The following is a 17,019-nucleotide window of genomic DNA, read 5'->3' as shown; positions in this document are numbered from 1 at the left end:
ATGTTATTTGATAAAGAAATTATTTTATTACAAAAAGAGAAAGTGTATGACAAAGAAGAGGCGCTTGAAGAATTGGCGCAATGTTTTAAAAATGAAGGGTTAGTTACGGATGAATTCATTTCAGGTGTGTTAAATCGAGAGAAAGAGTTCCCTACTGGTTTGTATGTGAATGATGTGGGTGTAGCAATTCCTCATACGGACAGTGATAAAGTACGATCGTCTCAAATCGGCTTTATGTCATTAAAACATCCTGTTGATTTTCAAGCAATGGATGGCTCAGAGGAAATCATTCCGGTGCAGTTAATTTTTATGCTTGGTTTAAAAGAAGCGCATGAGCAACTAGATATTCTACAAAAGCTGATGGGATTAATACAGAAAAAATCGGTTCTAGATGAATTGCTTGATTGTTCTAATAAAGCGGACTATTTAAACATTATTAAAAGCGAAGAACTAATATAGAAGGAGGAATTGTTTATGTTAAATGCATTACAGTGGTTTGTAGATTTAGGGGCGACAGTGGTCTTACCTATTCTTATATTTGTATTTGGTATAGCGTTAGGAGCAAAACCAGGAAAGGCATTTATATCGGGCTTGAAAGTTGGGATTGGCTTTGTCGGACTTAACTTAGTCATTGGTTTACTCGGAAGTTCTTTAGGACCAGCCGCTCAAACGATGGTAGAAAGGTTTGGTTTAAGTTTAACAACCATTGATGTCGGTTGGCCAGCGGCAGCAGCTATCTCATATGGCACCATCTTAGGTAGCTTGTCAATCCCTGTTGGAATCGTTATCAATATTCTTTTGCTAGTTTTTGGGTTAACAAAAACATTAAACGTGGACATATGGAACTTTTGGCATGCCGCTTTTATCGCTTCACTCGTATATGTGGTAACTGGTAACTTTGCATTAGGATTATTCACGACGGCTGTGTATTTTGCAATGATAATTTTGTTAGGTGATATCATTGGGCCAATTATTAACAAGTTTTATGGTTTCCCTAATATTACATTTCCACATGGTACATCCGCACCTGGATTTATTTTTGCTGTACCTATGAATTGGATCTTTGATCGGATTCCTGGATTTAATAAATTAGAAGCAGATCCAGAAACCATCCAAAAGAAATTTGGTATTTTTGGAGATACTACCGTAATGGGACTTATTATCGGTCTAGTAATTGGTGTGTTGGCAGGTTATGATGTTGGCGGTATAGGTGAACTGGGAGTATCAACTGCAGCTGTCATGATCTTAATGCCTAGAATGGTATCTTTATTAATGGAAGGGCTTACGCCTATATCTGAGTCGGCAACAGAATTTGTTAGAAAAAGATTTCCTGGTAGAGAACTTTATATTGGTATGGACTCTGCTTTATCCGTTGGACATCCGGCTGTTTTATCGTCATCACTACTTCTTGTGCCAATTACGATTGCGTTAGCGATTTTACTTCCAGGTAATAGCACACTACCATTCGGTGACTTAGCAACTATTCCGTTTGTCGTTGCTTTAATGGCTGCAGTATTTGGTGGAAATATTATTCGAACGGTAGTTGGTGGAGGCATTTATATGGCAACTATTCTGTATGTTACATCATGGGTAGCTCCATTAGTAACTAAGTCAGCCATTGCAGCTAATTTTGATATGGCAGGTAATACTAGTATTACTGCTATGGCTGAAGGTGGCTTATGGACAACACTTATGTATGTCCTTGCGTCAGACTATTTAAGTTGGATTGGTATCGGGATCATCGGTATTGTGACGATAGCTGGCTTATATTATGTTAATAAAGTTAAACCAAAACGTTCAAATATGGAAGGAGATGCTTAAATATGAAAAAATTATTGATTATGTGTGGTACGGGTGTTGCAACATCTACAGTGGTTACAGGTAAAATTAAAGATTGGTTGAAAGAAAAAGGGTTAGATAAAGACGTGGCTCTTTATCAATCAAAAGTCGCAGATGAAATGAATAAAATCGATGATTACGATGCGATTGTTACAACAACAGTAGTGCCAGATAAAATTAAAGATAGAGTGATTAACGGTGTGCCACTATTGACTGGGATAGGTGCCGATCAAGTTTATGAAGAATTAGAGCGTCAATTAAGTTAATAAAGATTGAATCGAGATAAAGTCGTGGTTACTTTATTTCGATTCTATTTTATAGTCGGAGGGAAAGGATATGTTAGTAAGTTCAAAAGAATTATTTCAAACAGCTCAAAAAAAAGGCTTTGCCATTCCAGCAACGAATTTTGTTGATGCATTAACTGCTAAAGTTTATACAGAAACAGCTGAATCGTGTGGATTACCGCTTATTTTAGCATATGCGCAATCACATGAAGCATATTTAAGCTTAGAAGAGGCCGCATGGATGGGAAAGCACTACGCAGAAAAAGTAAATGTACCGATCGTTCTACACTTGGATCATGGTAGTGATTTTCAGTTTATTAAACGAGCGATTGATTTAGGCTTTAGTTCGGTGATGTTTGATGGTTCTTCATTACCATTTAAAGAGAATGCGCAAATGACTAGAGAAGTTGTTGATTATGCACATGCTATGGGCGTTGTTGTCGAAGGAGAAATTGGACATGTAGGATCAAATGATGTGTCTTATGAAGGAAAGAGTAATGACCGTTCATACGATACGACATTGGCTGATGCCGTTAATTTTGTCAAAGAAACCAATGTAGATTCTCTAGCTATATCGATTGGAACTGCCCATGGTAAATATACAGGCGAACCACGGATTAATTTTGATAGGTTACATGAAATTTCAAGTGATGTGACTGTACCGTTGGTTTTACATGGTGGAAGTTCTTCAGGTGATCAAAAGCTTAACCGTTGTGCAACGGAGGGTATGAGTAAGATTAATATCTTTACTGATTTTATCGTCTCAGCACATAAGAAAGCTCAAGAAAAAACGCAAGATTATTTTGAATTAAGACACAATTTGGAGGAAGGTCTTAAACAAGTGTTGGTACACTACTATGAGGTCTTCGAGACGCAGCCAGTTCAAGTGAAAGGATGATACGATGAAACGATCAACGAAAAGTCAACCGTTTTTTATGATTAACCCTAAATCCTATTTAACAGGTAAAGAGATCTTAAAGCTAGCTGTTGCGGCAGATAAATTAGCAAGTCAAGTCGATTTTGATGTTTATTTTACGGCACAATATGTAGATTTAAGACTATTGGCTGATCAAACAGAGAACCTTATTATAACCGCACAACATATGGATGGTATAGATTTAGGACGTGGGATGGGATATGTGACAGGAGATGCATTAAAAGAAGCTGGTGTCGCAGCAACAATGATTAACCATGCCGAGCATTCACTTCCTTTAAATGAGATCGTACAATCAGTTGAAAAAGCAAAAGAAAAAGGCATAACATCTATTGTTTGTGCGGATTCTGTTAAAGAAGCAAAAGCTTTGGCTATGCTAAATCCTGATATTATCTTATGTGAACCAACAGAATTAATCGGAACTGGACAAACAAGTGATGATCATTATATTCAGAAAACAAACCAAGAAATACGAGCCATTTCAACAGATGTTTTAGTCATGCAAGCTGCAGGAATTTCAACACCTGAGGACGTTTATCGCACCATCGCTGCAGGTGCAGATGGAACAGGTTGCACTAGCGGGATTGTTTTAGCTAATGACCCAATTGACATGATCGAAAATATGTTGAAAGCAGTAAAAGAAGCATACAATAACTAAAGGAAGTAGGTATAATATGTCCACTTATTATGATCAACTCATTCTTACATCAAATGGTACTCGTGTTACCTATCATAATATTACAAAGCAAATCAAAGAAATCGTTGAAAAAAGTAACATGAAGAATGGTATATGTGTTGTGTCTTCACCTCATACAACGTGTTCTGTCGTATTTGAAGAATATGTCCATGACACAGATTTTAATGGAGATGAGTATATCCAAGTTGATTTGAATAGGATTTTAAATAAACTCATTCCACGCCAATTAACAGAATCAGACTATCTATATCCAGGTAAAGAGCATGTAGAATTTCTTCATTCCTTAGACGACCCAGATTATCCAACGGATGAAGCAACAATCTTGAATGCGGATGCGCATATGCGTGCGACCCTGTTTGGGGCAAGTGAAAGCTTTGTTTTAAAAGAAAGCGAATTATTAATCGGTTCGGTTGGGTATATTTACTTTATTGATTGGGATCAAAATAGAGTGCGTGATAGAAAATGTAACATAATGATTGTCGGAGAATAATGACGCATAGATAACAAAATGAATCTAAATATTCCTCCATTTTTCATAGTATGAAACATTCTAGTAAAAAAGGTTTTCAACTATCTTTCTATGATGATGGTTGAAACCTTTTTTTATTATAATTTTATTGGGAAGGTAACAGAGCGAAAATTGAGTAGTAATAGGGTGAAATGTAGAGCCTAACTTTTGAATTAGTAAATTGATAGAAAGGTTAATGACGAGTAATTTTGTGTGAATTGCTAGTTTATTATTCTAAAAAGAGAAGGGACTCTATCACAAAATGTATGCTATTCAAGGCAATACATATAGAAAGAGACCTTCTCACAAAACGGATTACAACAACAATTTATGAACCATTAAAGAAGATTGTTTGCATTCGTTCCTTTTGAAATAAGACCCCAAACATTAGATTCTCCTGGAACATCTCCCCTTGTCCACCATTTTGCTTGATATGTTTTACCGCTGTATGTTACTTTATCTTTTCCTAGATAGGCTTTTGTTGCATCCCAAGCTGGTGCTTGTTCACCTGGATTACCTGGCTCACTTGGATTTCCTGGTTCTCCTGGCTCAACAAATCCACCATCAAAATTTGCATCGATGACTTGGTAAAAAGCGTTAGGAGTATCAGCAACTTCCCAATAAGCTAGGATAACGTGATACCCAGTACGTTGAGGGACAACACAATCGTGTGATACGTTAAAATCAGGTCGTTTTCCACCGTCATTAACAGAACAAAATAGTTCAAGATCAGATCTCTTTAATGGCTGATTAGGATCCCAATTTTCTTTCGTAATATAATAATCCCAATTTTCAGTAGCGTGTGCTGCTGTCAATTTCCAATTAAATGTGTAAGCACCACTTGACATTGGAACTTTTGCCCAACGATTTTCGCTTTGTTCATCTAGTTTTGGAAAAACGCCTCCACCACTAGCAATTTCTCCATCTGCTACACCGGCTTCTGGGAAATTCCCAGGTCCTTCAACACTTTGTGGTTCATAAGTAACTCCGCCACAATCATTGTTAATTCCTTTTTGACATAAAACAGATCTACTTTCTGGACTATTTACATAGCCATGTGCAGATACTTTCATACTAAACCCAAAGGAAAGCGCTATCATTACTGCCAAAATACTAAAGAATAGATAAATAGGTTTAAACTTCACTGTCTGTAGTTCCAACTTAATCATCCTTTCCTTTTATTTATTATATACATTTTTTGTGATTCTAGTTGATAGTTTCCCTCCCATCTAATTTCATTATAACATTATAATGTTATTTAATGTTATTTTAATTGAAGTGATTATAAATGTAAAGGGTATAAATAATTATTGTTAAAAAATGTGTGTTAGGAATAAAGTCACGTTAATTTTTAAATAGATTCAATTTATTATTTACAATATTTACAATTAAATCTACTGTATACACTATAATCTTATATAGTCAATTAGAATCAATCAATAAAAATTCAAAAATTGTTTGAAACTTTTTTAATGTGTTTTCTCACTAATATTGTAGAAGGGAGATTTGAAATGAATGATACTGAGTATAAATTAGTTAAGAAGTCGATTAAAGGAAATAAAAAAGCGTTTGAAAAATTAATGAAGCAATATTATCAACAAATTTATCGAACAGCCTTTTTATATGTGCATAGTCGCGAAGATGCATTAGATATAGTTCAAGAATCAACGTATCAAGCATTAATATCTGTCCATACACTGAGGAATCCAGAATATTTTATGACATGGTTTACCAAAATTATTATTCGTTGTGCTGCACAATTAGTTTCAAGAAGAAAAAATATTGTTCATTTAACACCGGATATTTTAGCTAGTGTAAAGTCTAATGATGATGTAAATATAGATTCATTAACTCTAATAGAATCTATAAGAAATTTGAAAGAAAACTACCAAACAACAATTATACTTTTTTATTATTATGATTACTCTATCAAAACAATTAGTGAAATAATGCAAATTCCAGAGGGAACTGTAAAGACTTATTTAAGTAGAGGTAAAGAAGAGCTGAAAAAAACTCTTAAAAGGGGGAGTAGCCATGGATAAAGAAAAAGTTAGAAGATATATTGATCAAATAGATGTGCCAAAAGAAGATGTCTTGAATGCCATTACTAAAGGGATAAAAAAGGGTAGATATACTAAAAAAAGATATTCTAAACAGAAGAAAATACTTGTATGTTGTATGACTACTGTTTTAATGTTCGGAATTATCTTTTTAATGGGTTGGGTAATCAATCCAAAGGTCAATCAAGTATTAGCTAAAGTACCTTTTATCGGAGAAATATATGAAAAATTTGACGATGAATTGGGAGTTAAGTTAGCTGAAAAAAATTTAGTAACAGAGTTAAATCAAGATATAACTAAAAATGGTGTAACCGTTGAATTGAATGATGTGTATTTCGATGGAAATATTGTCTCGATTATAGGACAGGTAAATGGGGATTTGAAAACAGAAGAAATAAGCTTTGATGTGAATTTTGAAAATAATAAAGGAGATAATGATCCATGGTTAAATGGGAAATCTATGGATATTGAACAATCAGGGGATGGATACGATTTTCAATGGCGATTGGAATACCCGCACAAAGTAATCAAAGAAAGCTTTACATTACCTATTACAATTCATGCTATTAATAATATTAAAGGAAGTTGGAATTTTAACATACCGATTACCCAAGAAGTAAATCAAGTTTTAGCGATTAACCAATTGAAGGAGTTTCCGAATGATCAAATAAAAATAAATATACATGAAATTAATCAAGCTCAAGCTTCTTCTACTATTGTGTTTGAAACTGTATCCGCTTATAAAGATGATCATATAGATTTTTATAAAGCTATAGACAATAAAGGGAATGAATTATTTAATTATGAAAATAGTACGAGAATTTCCAGTTCTAAAAGTGGAGATGGATATCACCTTACATTACGTAAAAATATGGAGAGTATAGATAAGGGGGCAGAGTCAATTACACTATACCCTTATATGGAAATTACTGAATTACCTGTTCAAAAGCTCCTCAACGTTTCAACGTTTGAAATGAAAAGTAAGCGTACAGCTTTAAGTATAAAAGTTAAAAATATAATAAAGGAAGAAAATAAAGTGATTATAGATTTTCAATTCCAAGGTTTATCGAAAAAATGGAGAGAAGATCATCACTTTAATATTTTACTCAATAATTTATCTTATAGCTTTAAATTAATTGATAATGATATTAGTAACTCTCTTGTATCAAGAAGTAAAGTGAAGATATTGGATAAGGACACCAATGATTTTCAATCTATTTTTGTCTTGGAAAACAATCAAGTAGAGAACTTCTCCTTACAAAAAACAATTTTAGAATTTGACTTTACTGGTTTTATAGACATTAAGACATTAGAACCTTTTACTTTATATTTACCTAATTAGCTAATTTAAATCATAGAATGGCGTGATATAAATTGTTTAATAGTCACATACACCGCATGATAAGAAATAAAATAAATATTACTTCTTTTGTTGTTTTGTTAATTATTCCAATGTTTGAGATAGTACAATTATTAATTTATCAAAGTAATTCAGAAGAGGTTTTTCATCCTGCTTTTGCTTTCTTTCTATCAAGTTCCAGCATAGGTCATGCCCCTCAAATATTATTAATGTGGTTTTTACCTATATATTTATTATTGATGGGTGCTGACGATGCAATTCAAGATTATAAAACAGGCTATCGAAATATTTTAATTAGTAAAGTTGGAAGAAAAACTTATTTCAAGGAAAAAATATTGACCTCTTTTATTATCTCTTCTTTAACTATGTTTATATCGTTATTTGTTAATTTTGTATTAGTATCAATTATCTTTGCTAATGGAACTTTTTCAAAAAGTCTAATGGAAATGGAGTCGAGTGGGAATCATCTTTTTTCATTTAGTATCGCCCATCCATATATCGCGATCTTTTTATTTACTATAATAAGTTCCTTCCTAGCTGGACTAGCTGGAACCTTGGGAGCAAGTACAAGTTTGTTTTTCCTTGATATGAAATATGCTTATGCTGCTGCTTTTTTTATATGGTTTTTATTGGTGTTGAATAAGCAATCATTAGTCTATCTATTCCAACCTTTTACTGAATATGGATTTGATGTTTTATTACCAATTTTTATTTTAGTAACAAGTGTTGTTATTACAATTACTATAGCAGTATTTGTTTATGAGGTAAAATACAATGAAGATTAGAAGATTGATTCTCTTTATTATAACAATTACTTTTTTTGTTATCGTATGGTTTATACAAGGATATAACCATTTTGGTCTTGAAATTCTTAAATCTGTAAACATAACGATATACGATGTAATAGTCATTATGAATAACAGTGCATTTGGATACAGTTCTATTCAGGCTTATAGTTTATTTTATACTATTCCATTCATTATCTTCTTAAGCCATTTCTTTTTACCAGAAAATATGCTGAATGTAATACGAGAATCTAAAAGGGATAAACTTTATTTTAAAAAAATAATTAAAATTACAATATCGGCAATGTTGTTTTCTTCAATTCATTCTGGAGTAAACTTACTTTTAACTAACCTTTTTTTTGATCAAAATCTACTTAGAGAAATGGATTTTACATCAGCTAGTTTCTTTAATATTTTCGGTTTGTTTTTGTTTTATACTAGTATAGGACTGCTGTTTGAAATGATGAAAGATTTAACTAACTCTGTTGGTATCTCGTTTTTTCTTACTTTTGCATTATTAGGCGGTTTATTCTTCTTTGAGAAATTGTACTTAGATCAATCATGGGGGCCGTTAAAGGATCTGGTCATTTACAACAAATTATTGGAAGAAGTGTGGATGGCTAAAGATTTATTATTTTTGTATTTAAGACAACTTCTAATTGTTATTTTCTTTTGTTTAATAGGATCTTCTATCTATAAAAGAAAGGATTTTATGTAATGAAAAGTAAAAAGTTTTTTCTTTTTGTGCTACTAACAATAATAATACAGGTTGTTTTCACTAGTAAATTTAATCTTATAAATACGCAATTTCCTTTTTTAGATGGTGTTCCTATTACATCGGCATTTCAATTAGAATATAAATATTTATTAAATTGGTATTTACCAATTGTAAGTATCAGCTTTTATTTTTCAGGATATTTAAGTAAATTAGTTGAAGCTCAGAGTATTGTTTTTTTTATTAGAAACTATAGTAAATCTCAATGGATTATTAAACAATTTCTATCTATGGTTCTTTTTCTTTTTACGTTTATTGTTTTTCAGTCTCTACTTTTTGCATTGACAACTCCCGATAATTTAGTATTTTCTTTTGGAAATCTATCGAAATCTTTTTTGATATATTTTCTCACATTAGTAACACTCTTCAGCATGCAACAATTATTAGAGTTATATATCAAACCTGAAATTGCCCACTTGACGATAAATATATACATTGTACTATCTGTTTTGTTTGCAGGGGAAATCTATCAAAATTCAACTTTTTTTAGCTATTTCTTACTTCCTAATTATGGTATGAGTTTTAAAAACGGACTAAGTCAAGTACCTGAATTCAAAATATATAGTGTTAATTATTTTAATGCCATGATAATTCTAGTTGTTATTGAGCTTATTGTAATAGGTCTTTCTGTAAGAAGAATCAAAAATATGGACTTAATGTAAAGTGAGGGAGAATAATGATTCAAATATCTAATGTTAATAAAAAAATCAAACATAATTACGTTTTAAAAGATAATTCTTTTTTGTTCGAAAAAGGTCATATTTATGGCTTGTTTGGTAAAAATGGTTCTGGCAAAACGATGTTACTTCGTACGCTAGCGGGATTAATTGTTCCTACTGAAGGAGAAGTTAGTATTGATAATCAAGTATTACATAAAGACATCTCCTTTCCACCTAGTGTTGGAATCATTATAGAAAGTATGGAGTTATTGCCTCAATATGACGCTTATACAAATTTATATATATTATCAAAAATAAAGAAAGTAGCCACAAGCAAGGACATTGAAGAGGCAATTAGAAGGGTTGGGCTAGATCTAGAATCTAAGTTAAAAGTGAAAAAATATTCTTTAGGCATGAGGCAAAGACTGAATATCGCCCAAGCTATATTCGAAAAACCTGATATCATACTTTTAGATGAACCAACAAACGCTATTGATGATAAAGGAGTAGAGTTAGTACACGATATTCTTCTAGAAGAAAAGAAACGAGGAGCTACCATAATAATAGCTAGTCATCATAAAGAAGAGATTGAACCTTTATGTGATGTTATTTTACAAATGAGGGATGGGAAGTTAATTCATGAATAGAATAAAAACAATTGTTTTCATTCTAATCGTAGTTATCTTTTTATCTGTTATCGGATACCCTTACCTTAATAACTTTATTAGTAAAGACAGTAATATGGCAAAAAAAATAAATGTAACAAAAGGTGAGTACGTTGTTGGAAAAGATATTAATCAAGGGTTATATGATATTGAAGTAATAGGTGAAGAAGTTAGATTTATGCAAAGGCAATTATCCGACAGAAGTAAAATTCTTGGAATTAAACTTAATACAGGAGAAAAGGTCATGATTGTGGGAGAAGGTAAAGTAAATATGTCTCCTGCTAGTTTTAATAAAATTAATTTGAAATCGGATAAGTATGAGATAAATCATTCAGGTTTTTATAATGTCGGTTTACAGATACCTGCGGGGAATTTTATTTTAAGTTACAGTGGAAATGTCGAAAAGGAAAAACCATTTGTTCAGGTTTTGTCTTCTAAGAGAAATATTATTAAGACATATGATTTTACAAACAAAAAAGCCTATGAAATTACTCTTAAAGAAAATGAGATTTTAGAGGTTAATAAATTTTTATTTTATGAATCTGAAAGTTTAATCATTACCTTGGAAACCAAATAAAATATCAGGGACTAGTTATGTTCTTGCCCCTGATATTTTAACTGGGTAACTAATGTCGCTGCTCGTTCCTATTGAGGAATTCTGAACGGAGACTCTTGTATGTTTTGAAACCTTCTGGCATAGTTAGTCGGTTTTAAAACATACAATAATGGTAAGAAAGTGGTCTTAGTATGGATGCTTGGTTATGTAAAGGAAATATGATTTATAATTGGAAACATAGGTTTGATCAAATAACAGATGACAATACTCCTCCTACAGATTAATTAAACATTAGCCAATTAAACGAACTAGAAGCGGTATTCATCCATCAGTTACTGGCATTCAAAAATCTTTGAAGTAATAGGTACACATTATTACGTCTAGAGGCTGAGTAGATTTACTGTTCTAGATTGTTTGATAAACGAATAATCATATTTATACTTTAATTATCATAGTAAATAACGAGGAGTGCAAATGATGATTAATGTATTTAAAAATAGAAATTTTTTAGTGTTATTTTTAGGGAGATTGGTTTCCAATGCTGGAGATAGTCTTTATGCTGTAGCAGCTATGTGGCTTGTATATGATTTAGGAGGGTCTGCTTTTTATACGGGACTAGCTGGATTCTTAACATTATTACCTCAATCACTCCAATTTTTAGCTGGTCCTCTTGTTGATCGATGGCAATTAAAATGGACACTAGTCATTTCTCAGCTTATTGAATTTCTTCTTATTATTACTATTCCTATTTGTTATTATTTAGGCTTACTGAATGTATCGGTTGTCCTTACTATTATGCCCCTTGCCACACTTGTCAATCAGGTTGCGTATCCTGCACAATCCGCAAGCCTTCCAAAAATATTAACAAAAGAAGAACTAGTTAAAGGGAATGCTGCTTTTTCCTTTGCTTACCAAGGTGTCGATTTAACTTTTAATGCTGTCGCCGGAATTCTTGTTGCAGCAGTAGGTGCTGTTTCTTTATATATTATTGATTCCATTACGTTTCTTATTGCGGCATTCCTATTTCTATTGTTGAATGTTCCAGAAAAAGAGAAAAAGCGAAACGAAAAAGCAAAAAAATCATTTAAAAAGGTAATGCGCACCTATATAAGTGAGATAAAAGAGGGTGTATCCGTCATACGCAGTAGCTTACTTGTGAAAATCATTCTTGGAAGCGTAGTAGCAAATTTTGCAGTTGGTATGACGATTGCAGTCTTACCAGTTCTAGCAGATACATTAGGTGGTTCTAATATTTACGGATATTACTTAGCAGCATTATCTGCTGGGACTTTAATCGGTGCACTTTTTGCTTCTTGGGCTGAAAGATATCGATTAGGTATATTCTCTATTGTTTCATTTGTAATAGCTTCAGTCTTATGGGTTCTTTCATCGATTGCACCGTGGACTGCTGTAAGTATTGCTTTATTCGGTATGGCTTGGATTCCAATTGGAATGACAAATGTACTTTTTGCCGCTTTACTTCAAACAACAATTCCAGAAAACTTGTTAGGTCGTGTGTTTTCTGTCTTAATGAGCATCAATACGATTGCTATGCCAATTGGATCGTTGATTGGTGGTACGCTAACTGAATGGATTGGCAGTCAAATTGTGTTTGGCTTTATCGCACTTGGCATTGCGGTCGTACCGATTTACTGGTTTTTCAACAAAAATTTGCGTAACTTACCGGCAATAAAAAATATTGACGCAGCATACATTGGCTTGAGATTATCAGATAATGTCGAATTTACAAAAAATAATTAAGATGAACTATGACTCCAATACTAGCGATTTTAGCAACATATACTCATTCGCATTACAAACTGTCTTGTTAAAAATTTTTAAAAAGGTATAGACAACTATAATATTTTATTGTAATATAAGTGTAACAAATGATTCATTCGGTCTATGTGACTGCGTTCTCATTTGATTAGAACTTTTTAACTACATATGGACTCACATGTTACTGACTTGATCAGGCATGGAGTAATAAATAGGGTGTAAACATCCTTTTATTTCTCCATGCCTTTTTTAATGTTTGTAAGTGTTTGTTCATTACACTTGATTTGAAAAGGAGTACAACATCATGCTTAAGAGCTTATTTAAAAAATCAGGGTTAGATATATATGCACCATCTAACGGAGAAATTGTGGCAATGGAAGAGGTTCCAGATCCAGTATTTGGTCAAAAAATGATGGGAGAAGGCGTGGCTGTTTTACCGGATGGAGGAGCCATAACTGCTCCTGTTGACGGGGAAATTGTCCAAGTCGCTCCGACGAAACATGCGATTGGTATCCAAACAACTGATGGGACAGAGATTTTAATTCATGTCGGTTTAGAGACTGTTTCATTAAAAGGAGAAGGATTTACTGCATTTGTCAATGAGGGCGATGAAGTTACCATTGGCCAAAAATTATTAGAAGTCGACTGGGAATACGTAAAGCAAAATGTACCAAGTATTATTACACCAATTGTAATTACAAATAGCAGTAGTGACAAAACATATCATGTTTCAGAAGAAAAAATATGTAAGCAAGGCGAAACAATTGTATTATCGGTAAAATAAGTAGCTGAATGATGAAGTGCACCTGTTTGGCTCATATAAACCAAACAGGTGACACCTTTAAGGAGGTGATAATAGCAAAAGAAGGAAAATGCACGTTGTCATAATGGTTTGAAGTCACAGACGTTCGTTAGTGAAACAGTTATAAGGCACGATTTTTCAAAATGTATTGTCCCTTGCATCCCAAAAGAAAACTGATGACTGATTAACACTATTATTCGATTATACTTTAAGAATAAAGGGATCAAAACTGCATTTGTAAGGAACAAGTTTTGTTTTGGTAGCGCTTTATAACGAAAGAAGTTTGTATTCATTTTATTTTGTAAGCTTAAACACATACTTTTATAAAGAATTAGGGAGGAATAGGCATGGTAATGAAATATCTTCAAAAACTCGGTCGATCACTAATGCTTCCAGTTTCTGTCTTGCCGGCAGCAGCGATCTTAATGGGGATCGGTTATTGGCTTGACCCTACAGGTTGGGGCTCTGGCAACGCAATAGCGGCATTTTTAATTAATGCAGGTGGGGCTATTGTTAATGGTGAAAACATGTCCATCTTGTTCGCTGTCGGGGTAGCTTTAGGGATGTCAAAGGATAAGGATGGTTCTGCAGCATTAAGTGGTTTAGTTGCTTTTCTAGTTGTAACGACCTTATTATCTACAGATACTGTCGCATTATTGCAAGGTATAGATGCTGAATCGGTTAACGCAGCATTTGGTAAAATTGAAAATCAATTTGTTGGTATTATATCAGGTATCGTCGCTTCTATTATGTATAATCGATTTAGTCATGTGAAATTGCCTGATGCATTAGCTTTCTTTAGTGGGAAGCGACTCGTTCCAATCATGACTGCCGTTTCTATGTTGGCAGTATCAGGAATTTTATTCTTTGTTTGGCCGGTTATTTATACAGGATTAGTTTCATTTGGTAAATCCATTGTTGACTTAGGTGCTACCGGTGCAGGTATATACGGTTTCTTCAACCGTTTATTAATTCCAACTGGTTTACACCACGCATTAAACTCGGTATTTTGGTTTGATGTTGCTGGTATCGATGATATTGCGAACTTCTGGTCTAGTACTGGTGAGAAAGGTATTACAGGTAGGTACCAAGCTGGTTACTTCCCAGTAATGATGTTTGGTCTTCCAGCGGCAGCACTGGCTATGTATCACACTGCAAAAACAAATAAAAAGAAAACAGCTGCATCATTATTACTAGCAGCAGGATTTGCATCGTTCTTTACAGGGGTAACGGAGCCACTAGAATTCTCATTCATGTTCTTAGCACCAGCTCTTTATGTGGTACACGCTGCGTTAACAGGTCTATCATTATTTGTAGCAGCAACGTTCGAGTGGACTGCAGGATTTGGCTTTAGTGCAGGAATGGTTGACTTTGTATTAAGTTTGCGTATACCAATAGCAAATCTTCCGTTAATGTTACTCGTCCAAGGTTTAGTTGTTGCAGTTATTTATTATGTGCTTTTCCGAATCTTAATTACGAAGTTTAACTTGAAAACTCCAGGTAGAGAAGATGACGAACTAGAACAAACAGATACAAACACTGCTAGCTCTGCAAGCGGAGACGAAATTGCTACAATGGCAAAAGAAATCTATGCTGGACTAGGTGGGGATGAAAACGTAACTTCTATTGACAACTGTATTACTAGACTTCGATTAGAAGTAAAAGATATGGATATAGTGGACCAACAGCGAATTAAACGTACTGGTGTAGCTGGCATTAATGTAGTTGGTAAAAACAGTATTCAAGTAATTGTTGGTACAAACGTTCAATTCGTTGCAGATGAAATTAACAAAATTCGTCGTGCATAAATGAATGAGTTTTTTCAAGGTGTGAAATCTATAGAGCGAATACCTTTATACAACATTCATTTGTGAAAAAATTGCATAGTATGAGGTAAACTAACTTAAAAATAGATAAATGACACCTAGAGAGTAGTTATTAATAAAATGGTTTACATGGTTAATAAAAAATAGTAAGTGTAGGACACCTTGTCAAAATGGAATATCAATTGTTCCGAGTGATAAGGTGTCTGAACTTTTTTCTGTAGCATATGTTTGCATTCATTTGTTTTTTTTGTTATTACATATCACATTTTTTATATTGTTAGCGGTAACAAATTAGTGTGATGCAAAAGAGTCAGTTCGTATAGCTGGCTCTTTCTTTAAATAACAGTAATGAATCATTAGCCTTTTTGGTAAGGAGTCGTGCAATAATACGTTTTATTTGATCTAACGATAGGTAGTTTTTAGTTGGTGAAAATGAATAAACAACAATAGAATATCTTGGCTATTTTGGCATAAATGTATTAAAATCAAGTCATAGTGATAAAATTTTTCAACATATATTTGACCTGATTGAATTAGGCTTTACATTACTTGCGAAAAAATATCGATTCCTCTTTTATCATTTTTATTGAAAGAAAATATTTTGTTTCAAGGCTCTCATTCATGAAGGAAAGATATTTTCTAGCAAATTGTAGGGAGGTTGCTTCCATGAAATTAAAGAAAATTTTAAATAATAATGCGGTTTTAGTAATAGACGGAAACGAAGAAAAAGTTGCAGTTGGAGCAGGGATTGCTTATGGAAAAAAGAAAAATGATGTGATCAACAAACAAAAAATAGAAAAATTATTTATTATGAAAGAGAATGAGAAGTTACAACAGCTCCTTAGTAGAATTTCTGAAGAGCATTTTATTATCTCGGAAGAAATCATCTCTTATGCAGAAAAGACAATTGGAATGAAATTAAGTGAGCATATTCATATTACATTAACAGACCACGTTTCTTTCTCGATCGAACGAATTCAAAACGGTATGCATTTAAAAAATAAGCTGTTAAATGAAATCAAAATTTTGTACAAGCAAGAGTTTGAAATTGGTTTGTGGGCGATAAATATGATGAAAGAAAAGCTTAACATTGAAATGCCAATTGATGAAGCCGCCTTTATTGCGTTACATATTCATACAATGAAGCTTTCAGGTGGTAATTATAAAGAAACGTTAAGGCAAACGACGATTGTAAGTGAGATGATCCAGCGCATTGTTGATTATTTAGGGTTAGAAATAAAAGAGGATGACATCTCGTATCAACGTTTGATTACACATTTGCGTTTTGTCTTGCATCGTGTGAAGCATAGCGATCAATATTCTATGGATCTAGACATGCTAACAATGATTAAACACAAATTCTCACAATCCTACCAGTGTGCTGTATCGGTTAGTAAAGCGATTTCTGCAATGTATCATATTGACTTTCCAGAATCAGAGTTAGGGTATATTGCCATTCACCTTGAACGCCTGCGAGAATAAAATCACTC

At 33.2% G+C, this 17,019-nt stretch carries 18 protein-coding genes; 17 read left to right on the top strand and 1 reads right to left on the bottom strand.

Annotated features, from left to right (window positions below; all coding sequences use genetic code 11):
- The 6 genes from ACH6CY_RS03495 to ACH6CY_RS03470 all read left to right on the top strand — a co-directional run bounded on the left by ACH6CY_RS03495 (position 1) and on the right by ACH6CY_RS03470 (position 4,244).
- Positions 1-459 (top strand): PTS sugar transporter subunit IIA, encoded by a 459-nt coding sequence (locus ACH6CY_RS03495; protein ID WP_374065867.1) that lies wholly within the window; start codon positions 1-3, stop codon positions 457-459.
- A 15-nt stretch (positions 460-474) separates the two neighbouring features.
- Complete coding sequence (locus ACH6CY_RS03490) at positions 475-1,821, top strand: PTS galactitol transporter subunit IIC (RefSeq protein ID WP_374065865.1); 1,347 nt, start codon at positions 475-477, stop codon at positions 1,819-1,821.
- Positions 1,822-1,823: 2 nt separating this feature from the next.
- On the top strand, positions 1,824-2,105 hold the full coding sequence (locus ACH6CY_RS03485; RefSeq protein WP_374065864.1) for a PTS sugar transporter subunit IIB: 282 nt from the start codon (positions 1,824-1,826) through the stop codon (positions 2,103-2,105).
- Positions 2,106-2,175: 70 nt separating this feature from the next.
- Positions 2,176-3,021: a class II fructose-bisphosphate aldolase gene (locus ACH6CY_RS03480; protein WP_374065863.1), complete on the top strand. Its 846-nt coding sequence runs from the start codon at positions 2,176-2,178 to the stop codon at positions 3,019-3,021.
- A 4-nt stretch (positions 3,022-3,025) separates the two neighbouring features.
- Positions 3,026-3,715 (top strand): triose-phosphate isomerase, encoded by a 690-nt coding sequence (locus tag ACH6CY_RS03475; RefSeq protein WP_374065862.1) that lies wholly within the window; start codon positions 3,026-3,028, stop codon positions 3,713-3,715.
- A 16-nt stretch (positions 3,716-3,731) separates the two neighbouring features.
- Positions 3,732-4,244, top strand: a complete 513-nt coding sequence (locus tag ACH6CY_RS03470) for a YjbQ family protein (protein ID WP_374065861.1) — start codon at positions 3,732-3,734, stop codon at positions 4,242-4,244.
- Positions 4,245-4,600: 356 nt separating this feature from the next.
- On the opposite strand, the gene ACH6CY_RS03465 is transcribed toward ACH6CY_RS03470, so the two are convergent.
- Positions 4,601-5,422, bottom strand: a complete 822-nt coding sequence (locus ACH6CY_RS03465; protein ID WP_374065860.1) for a lytic polysaccharide monooxygenase — start codon at positions 5,420-5,422, stop codon at positions 4,601-4,603.
- 351 nt (positions 5,423-5,773) lie between these two features.
- Here ACH6CY_RS03465 and ACH6CY_RS03460 point away from each other — a divergent pair, with 351 nt between their 5' ends.
- The 11 genes from ACH6CY_RS03460 (at position 5,774) to ACH6CY_RS03410 (ending at position 17,011) form a co-directional block, all read left to right on the top strand.
- On the top strand, positions 5,774-6,304 hold the full coding sequence (locus ACH6CY_RS03460) for a sigma-70 family RNA polymerase sigma factor (RefSeq protein ID WP_374065859.1): 531 nt from the start codon (positions 5,774-5,776) through the stop codon (positions 6,302-6,304).
- On the top strand, positions 6,297-7,664 hold the full coding sequence (locus tag ACH6CY_RS03455; protein WP_374065858.1) for a DUF4179 domain-containing protein: 1,368 nt from the start codon (positions 6,297-6,299) through the stop codon (positions 7,662-7,664). The genes ACH6CY_RS03460 and ACH6CY_RS03455 overlap by 8 nt, the downstream gene beginning before the upstream one ends.
- 56 nt (positions 7,665-7,720) lie before the next feature.
- Positions 7,721-8,467, top strand: a complete 747-nt coding sequence (locus ACH6CY_RS03450; RefSeq protein ID WP_374065909.1) for a DUF2705 family protein — start codon at positions 7,721-7,723, stop codon at positions 8,465-8,467.
- Positions 8,457-9,185 carry a WxPxxD family membrane protein gene (locus ACH6CY_RS03445; RefSeq protein ID WP_374065857.1) on the top strand — a complete coding sequence of 243 codons (729 nt, stop codon included), beginning with the start codon at positions 8,457-8,459 and terminating at the stop codon, positions 9,183-9,185. Before ACH6CY_RS03450 ends, ACH6CY_RS03445 begins: the two co-directional genes overlap by 11 nt.
- The gene (locus tag ACH6CY_RS03440) at positions 9,185-9,904 is read left to right on the top strand and encodes a DUF2705 family protein (protein ID WP_374065856.1); all 720 of its coding nucleotides are present in this window, start codon (positions 9,185-9,187) and stop codon (positions 9,902-9,904) included. Before ACH6CY_RS03445 ends, ACH6CY_RS03440 begins: the two co-directional genes overlap by 1 nt.
- Positions 9,905-9,918: 14 nt before the next feature.
- A complete protein-coding gene (locus ACH6CY_RS03435) occupies positions 9,919-10,548 on the top strand; it encodes an ATP-binding cassette domain-containing protein (RefSeq protein ID WP_374065855.1) in 630 nt (209 codons plus the stop codon).
- Positions 10,541-11,143: a hypothetical protein gene (locus ACH6CY_RS03430; RefSeq protein ID WP_374065854.1), complete on the top strand. Its 603-nt coding sequence runs from the start codon at positions 10,541-10,543 to the stop codon at positions 11,141-11,143. The genes ACH6CY_RS03435 and ACH6CY_RS03430 overlap by 8 nt, the downstream gene beginning before the upstream one ends.
- A gap of 459 nt (positions 11,144-11,602) precedes the next feature.
- Positions 11,603-12,883 (top strand): MFS transporter, encoded by a 1,281-nt coding sequence (locus ACH6CY_RS03425; RefSeq protein WP_374065908.1) that lies wholly within the window; start codon positions 11,603-11,605, stop codon positions 12,881-12,883.
- Positions 12,884-13,205: 322 nt separating this feature from the next.
- Positions 13,206-13,685, top strand: a complete 480-nt coding sequence (locus ACH6CY_RS03420; protein ID WP_374065853.1) for a PTS sugar transporter subunit IIA — start codon at positions 13,206-13,208, stop codon at positions 13,683-13,685.
- Between the two features lie 365 nt (positions 13,686-14,050).
- Positions 14,051-15,511, top strand: a complete 1,461-nt coding sequence (gene nagE, locus ACH6CY_RS03415) for an N-acetylglucosamine-specific PTS transporter subunit IIBC (protein WP_374065852.1) — start codon at positions 14,051-14,053, stop codon at positions 15,509-15,511.
- 684 nt (positions 15,512-16,195) lie between these two features.
- Positions 16,196-17,011: a PRD domain-containing protein gene (locus ACH6CY_RS03410; protein WP_374065851.1), complete on the top strand. Its 816-nt coding sequence runs from the start codon at positions 16,196-16,198 to the stop codon at positions 17,009-17,011.
- Positions 17,012-17,019: the final 8 nt, after the last annotated feature.

The organism is Paraliobacillus sp. JSM ZJ581 (assembly GCF_044383835.1).
Lineage (GTDB): Bacteria > Bacillota > Bacilli > Bacillales > Amphibacillaceae > Paraliobacillus.
This window is presented reverse-complemented; position numbering and strand designations above follow the sequence as displayed.

Coding starts and splice junctions, on each gene's coding strand:
- ACH6CY_RS03460 (WP_374065859.1), top strand. CDS start 5,774: ATGAATGATACTGAGTATAAATTAGTTAAGAAGTCGATTAAAGGAAAT.
- ACH6CY_RS03495 (WP_374065867.1), top strand. CDS start 1: ATGTTATTTGATAAAGAAATTATTTTATTACAAAAAGAGAAAGTGTAT.
- ACH6CY_RS03410 (WP_374065851.1), top strand. CDS start 16,196: ATGAAATTAAAGAAAATTTTAAATAATAATGCGGTTTTAGTAATAGAC.
- ACH6CY_RS03440 (WP_374065856.1), top strand. CDS start 9,185: ATGAAAAGTAAAAAGTTTTTTCTTTTTGTGCTACTAACAATAATAATA.
- ACH6CY_RS03490 (WP_374065865.1), top strand. CDS start 475: ATGTTAAATGCATTACAGTGGTTTGTAGATTTAGGGGCGACAGTGGTC.
- ACH6CY_RS03430 (WP_374065854.1), top strand. CDS start 10,541: ATGAATAGAATAAAAACAATTGTTTTCATTCTAATCGTAGTTATCTTT.
- ACH6CY_RS03445 (WP_374065857.1), top strand. CDS start 8,457: ATGAAGATTAGAAGATTGATTCTCTTTATTATAACAATTACTTTTTTT.
- ACH6CY_RS03485 (WP_374065864.1), top strand. CDS start 1,824: ATGAAAAAATTATTGATTATGTGTGGTACGGGTGTTGCAACATCTACA.
- ACH6CY_RS03420 (WP_374065853.1), top strand. CDS start 13,206: ATGCTTAAGAGCTTATTTAAAAAATCAGGGTTAGATATATATGCACCA.
- ACH6CY_RS03435 (WP_374065855.1), top strand. CDS start 9,919: ATGATTCAAATATCTAATGTTAATAAAAAAATCAAACATAATTACGTT.
- ACH6CY_RS03475 (WP_374065862.1), top strand. CDS start 3,026: ATGAAACGATCAACGAAAAGTCAACCGTTTTTTATGATTAACCCTAAA.
- ACH6CY_RS03480 (WP_374065863.1), top strand. CDS start 2,176: ATGTTAGTAAGTTCAAAAGAATTATTTCAAACAGCTCAAAAAAAAGGC.
- ACH6CY_RS03450 (WP_374065909.1), top strand. CDS start 7,721: ATGATAAGAAATAAAATAAATATTACTTCTTTTGTTGTTTTGTTAATT.
- nagE (WP_374065852.1), top strand. CDS start 14,051: ATGGTAATGAAATATCTTCAAAAACTCGGTCGATCACTAATGCTTCCA.
- ACH6CY_RS03455 (WP_374065858.1), top strand. CDS start 6,297: ATGGATAAAGAAAAAGTTAGAAGATATATTGATCAAATAGATGTGCCA.
- ACH6CY_RS03470 (WP_374065861.1), top strand. CDS start 3,732: ATGTCCACTTATTATGATCAACTCATTCTTACATCAAATGGTACTCGT.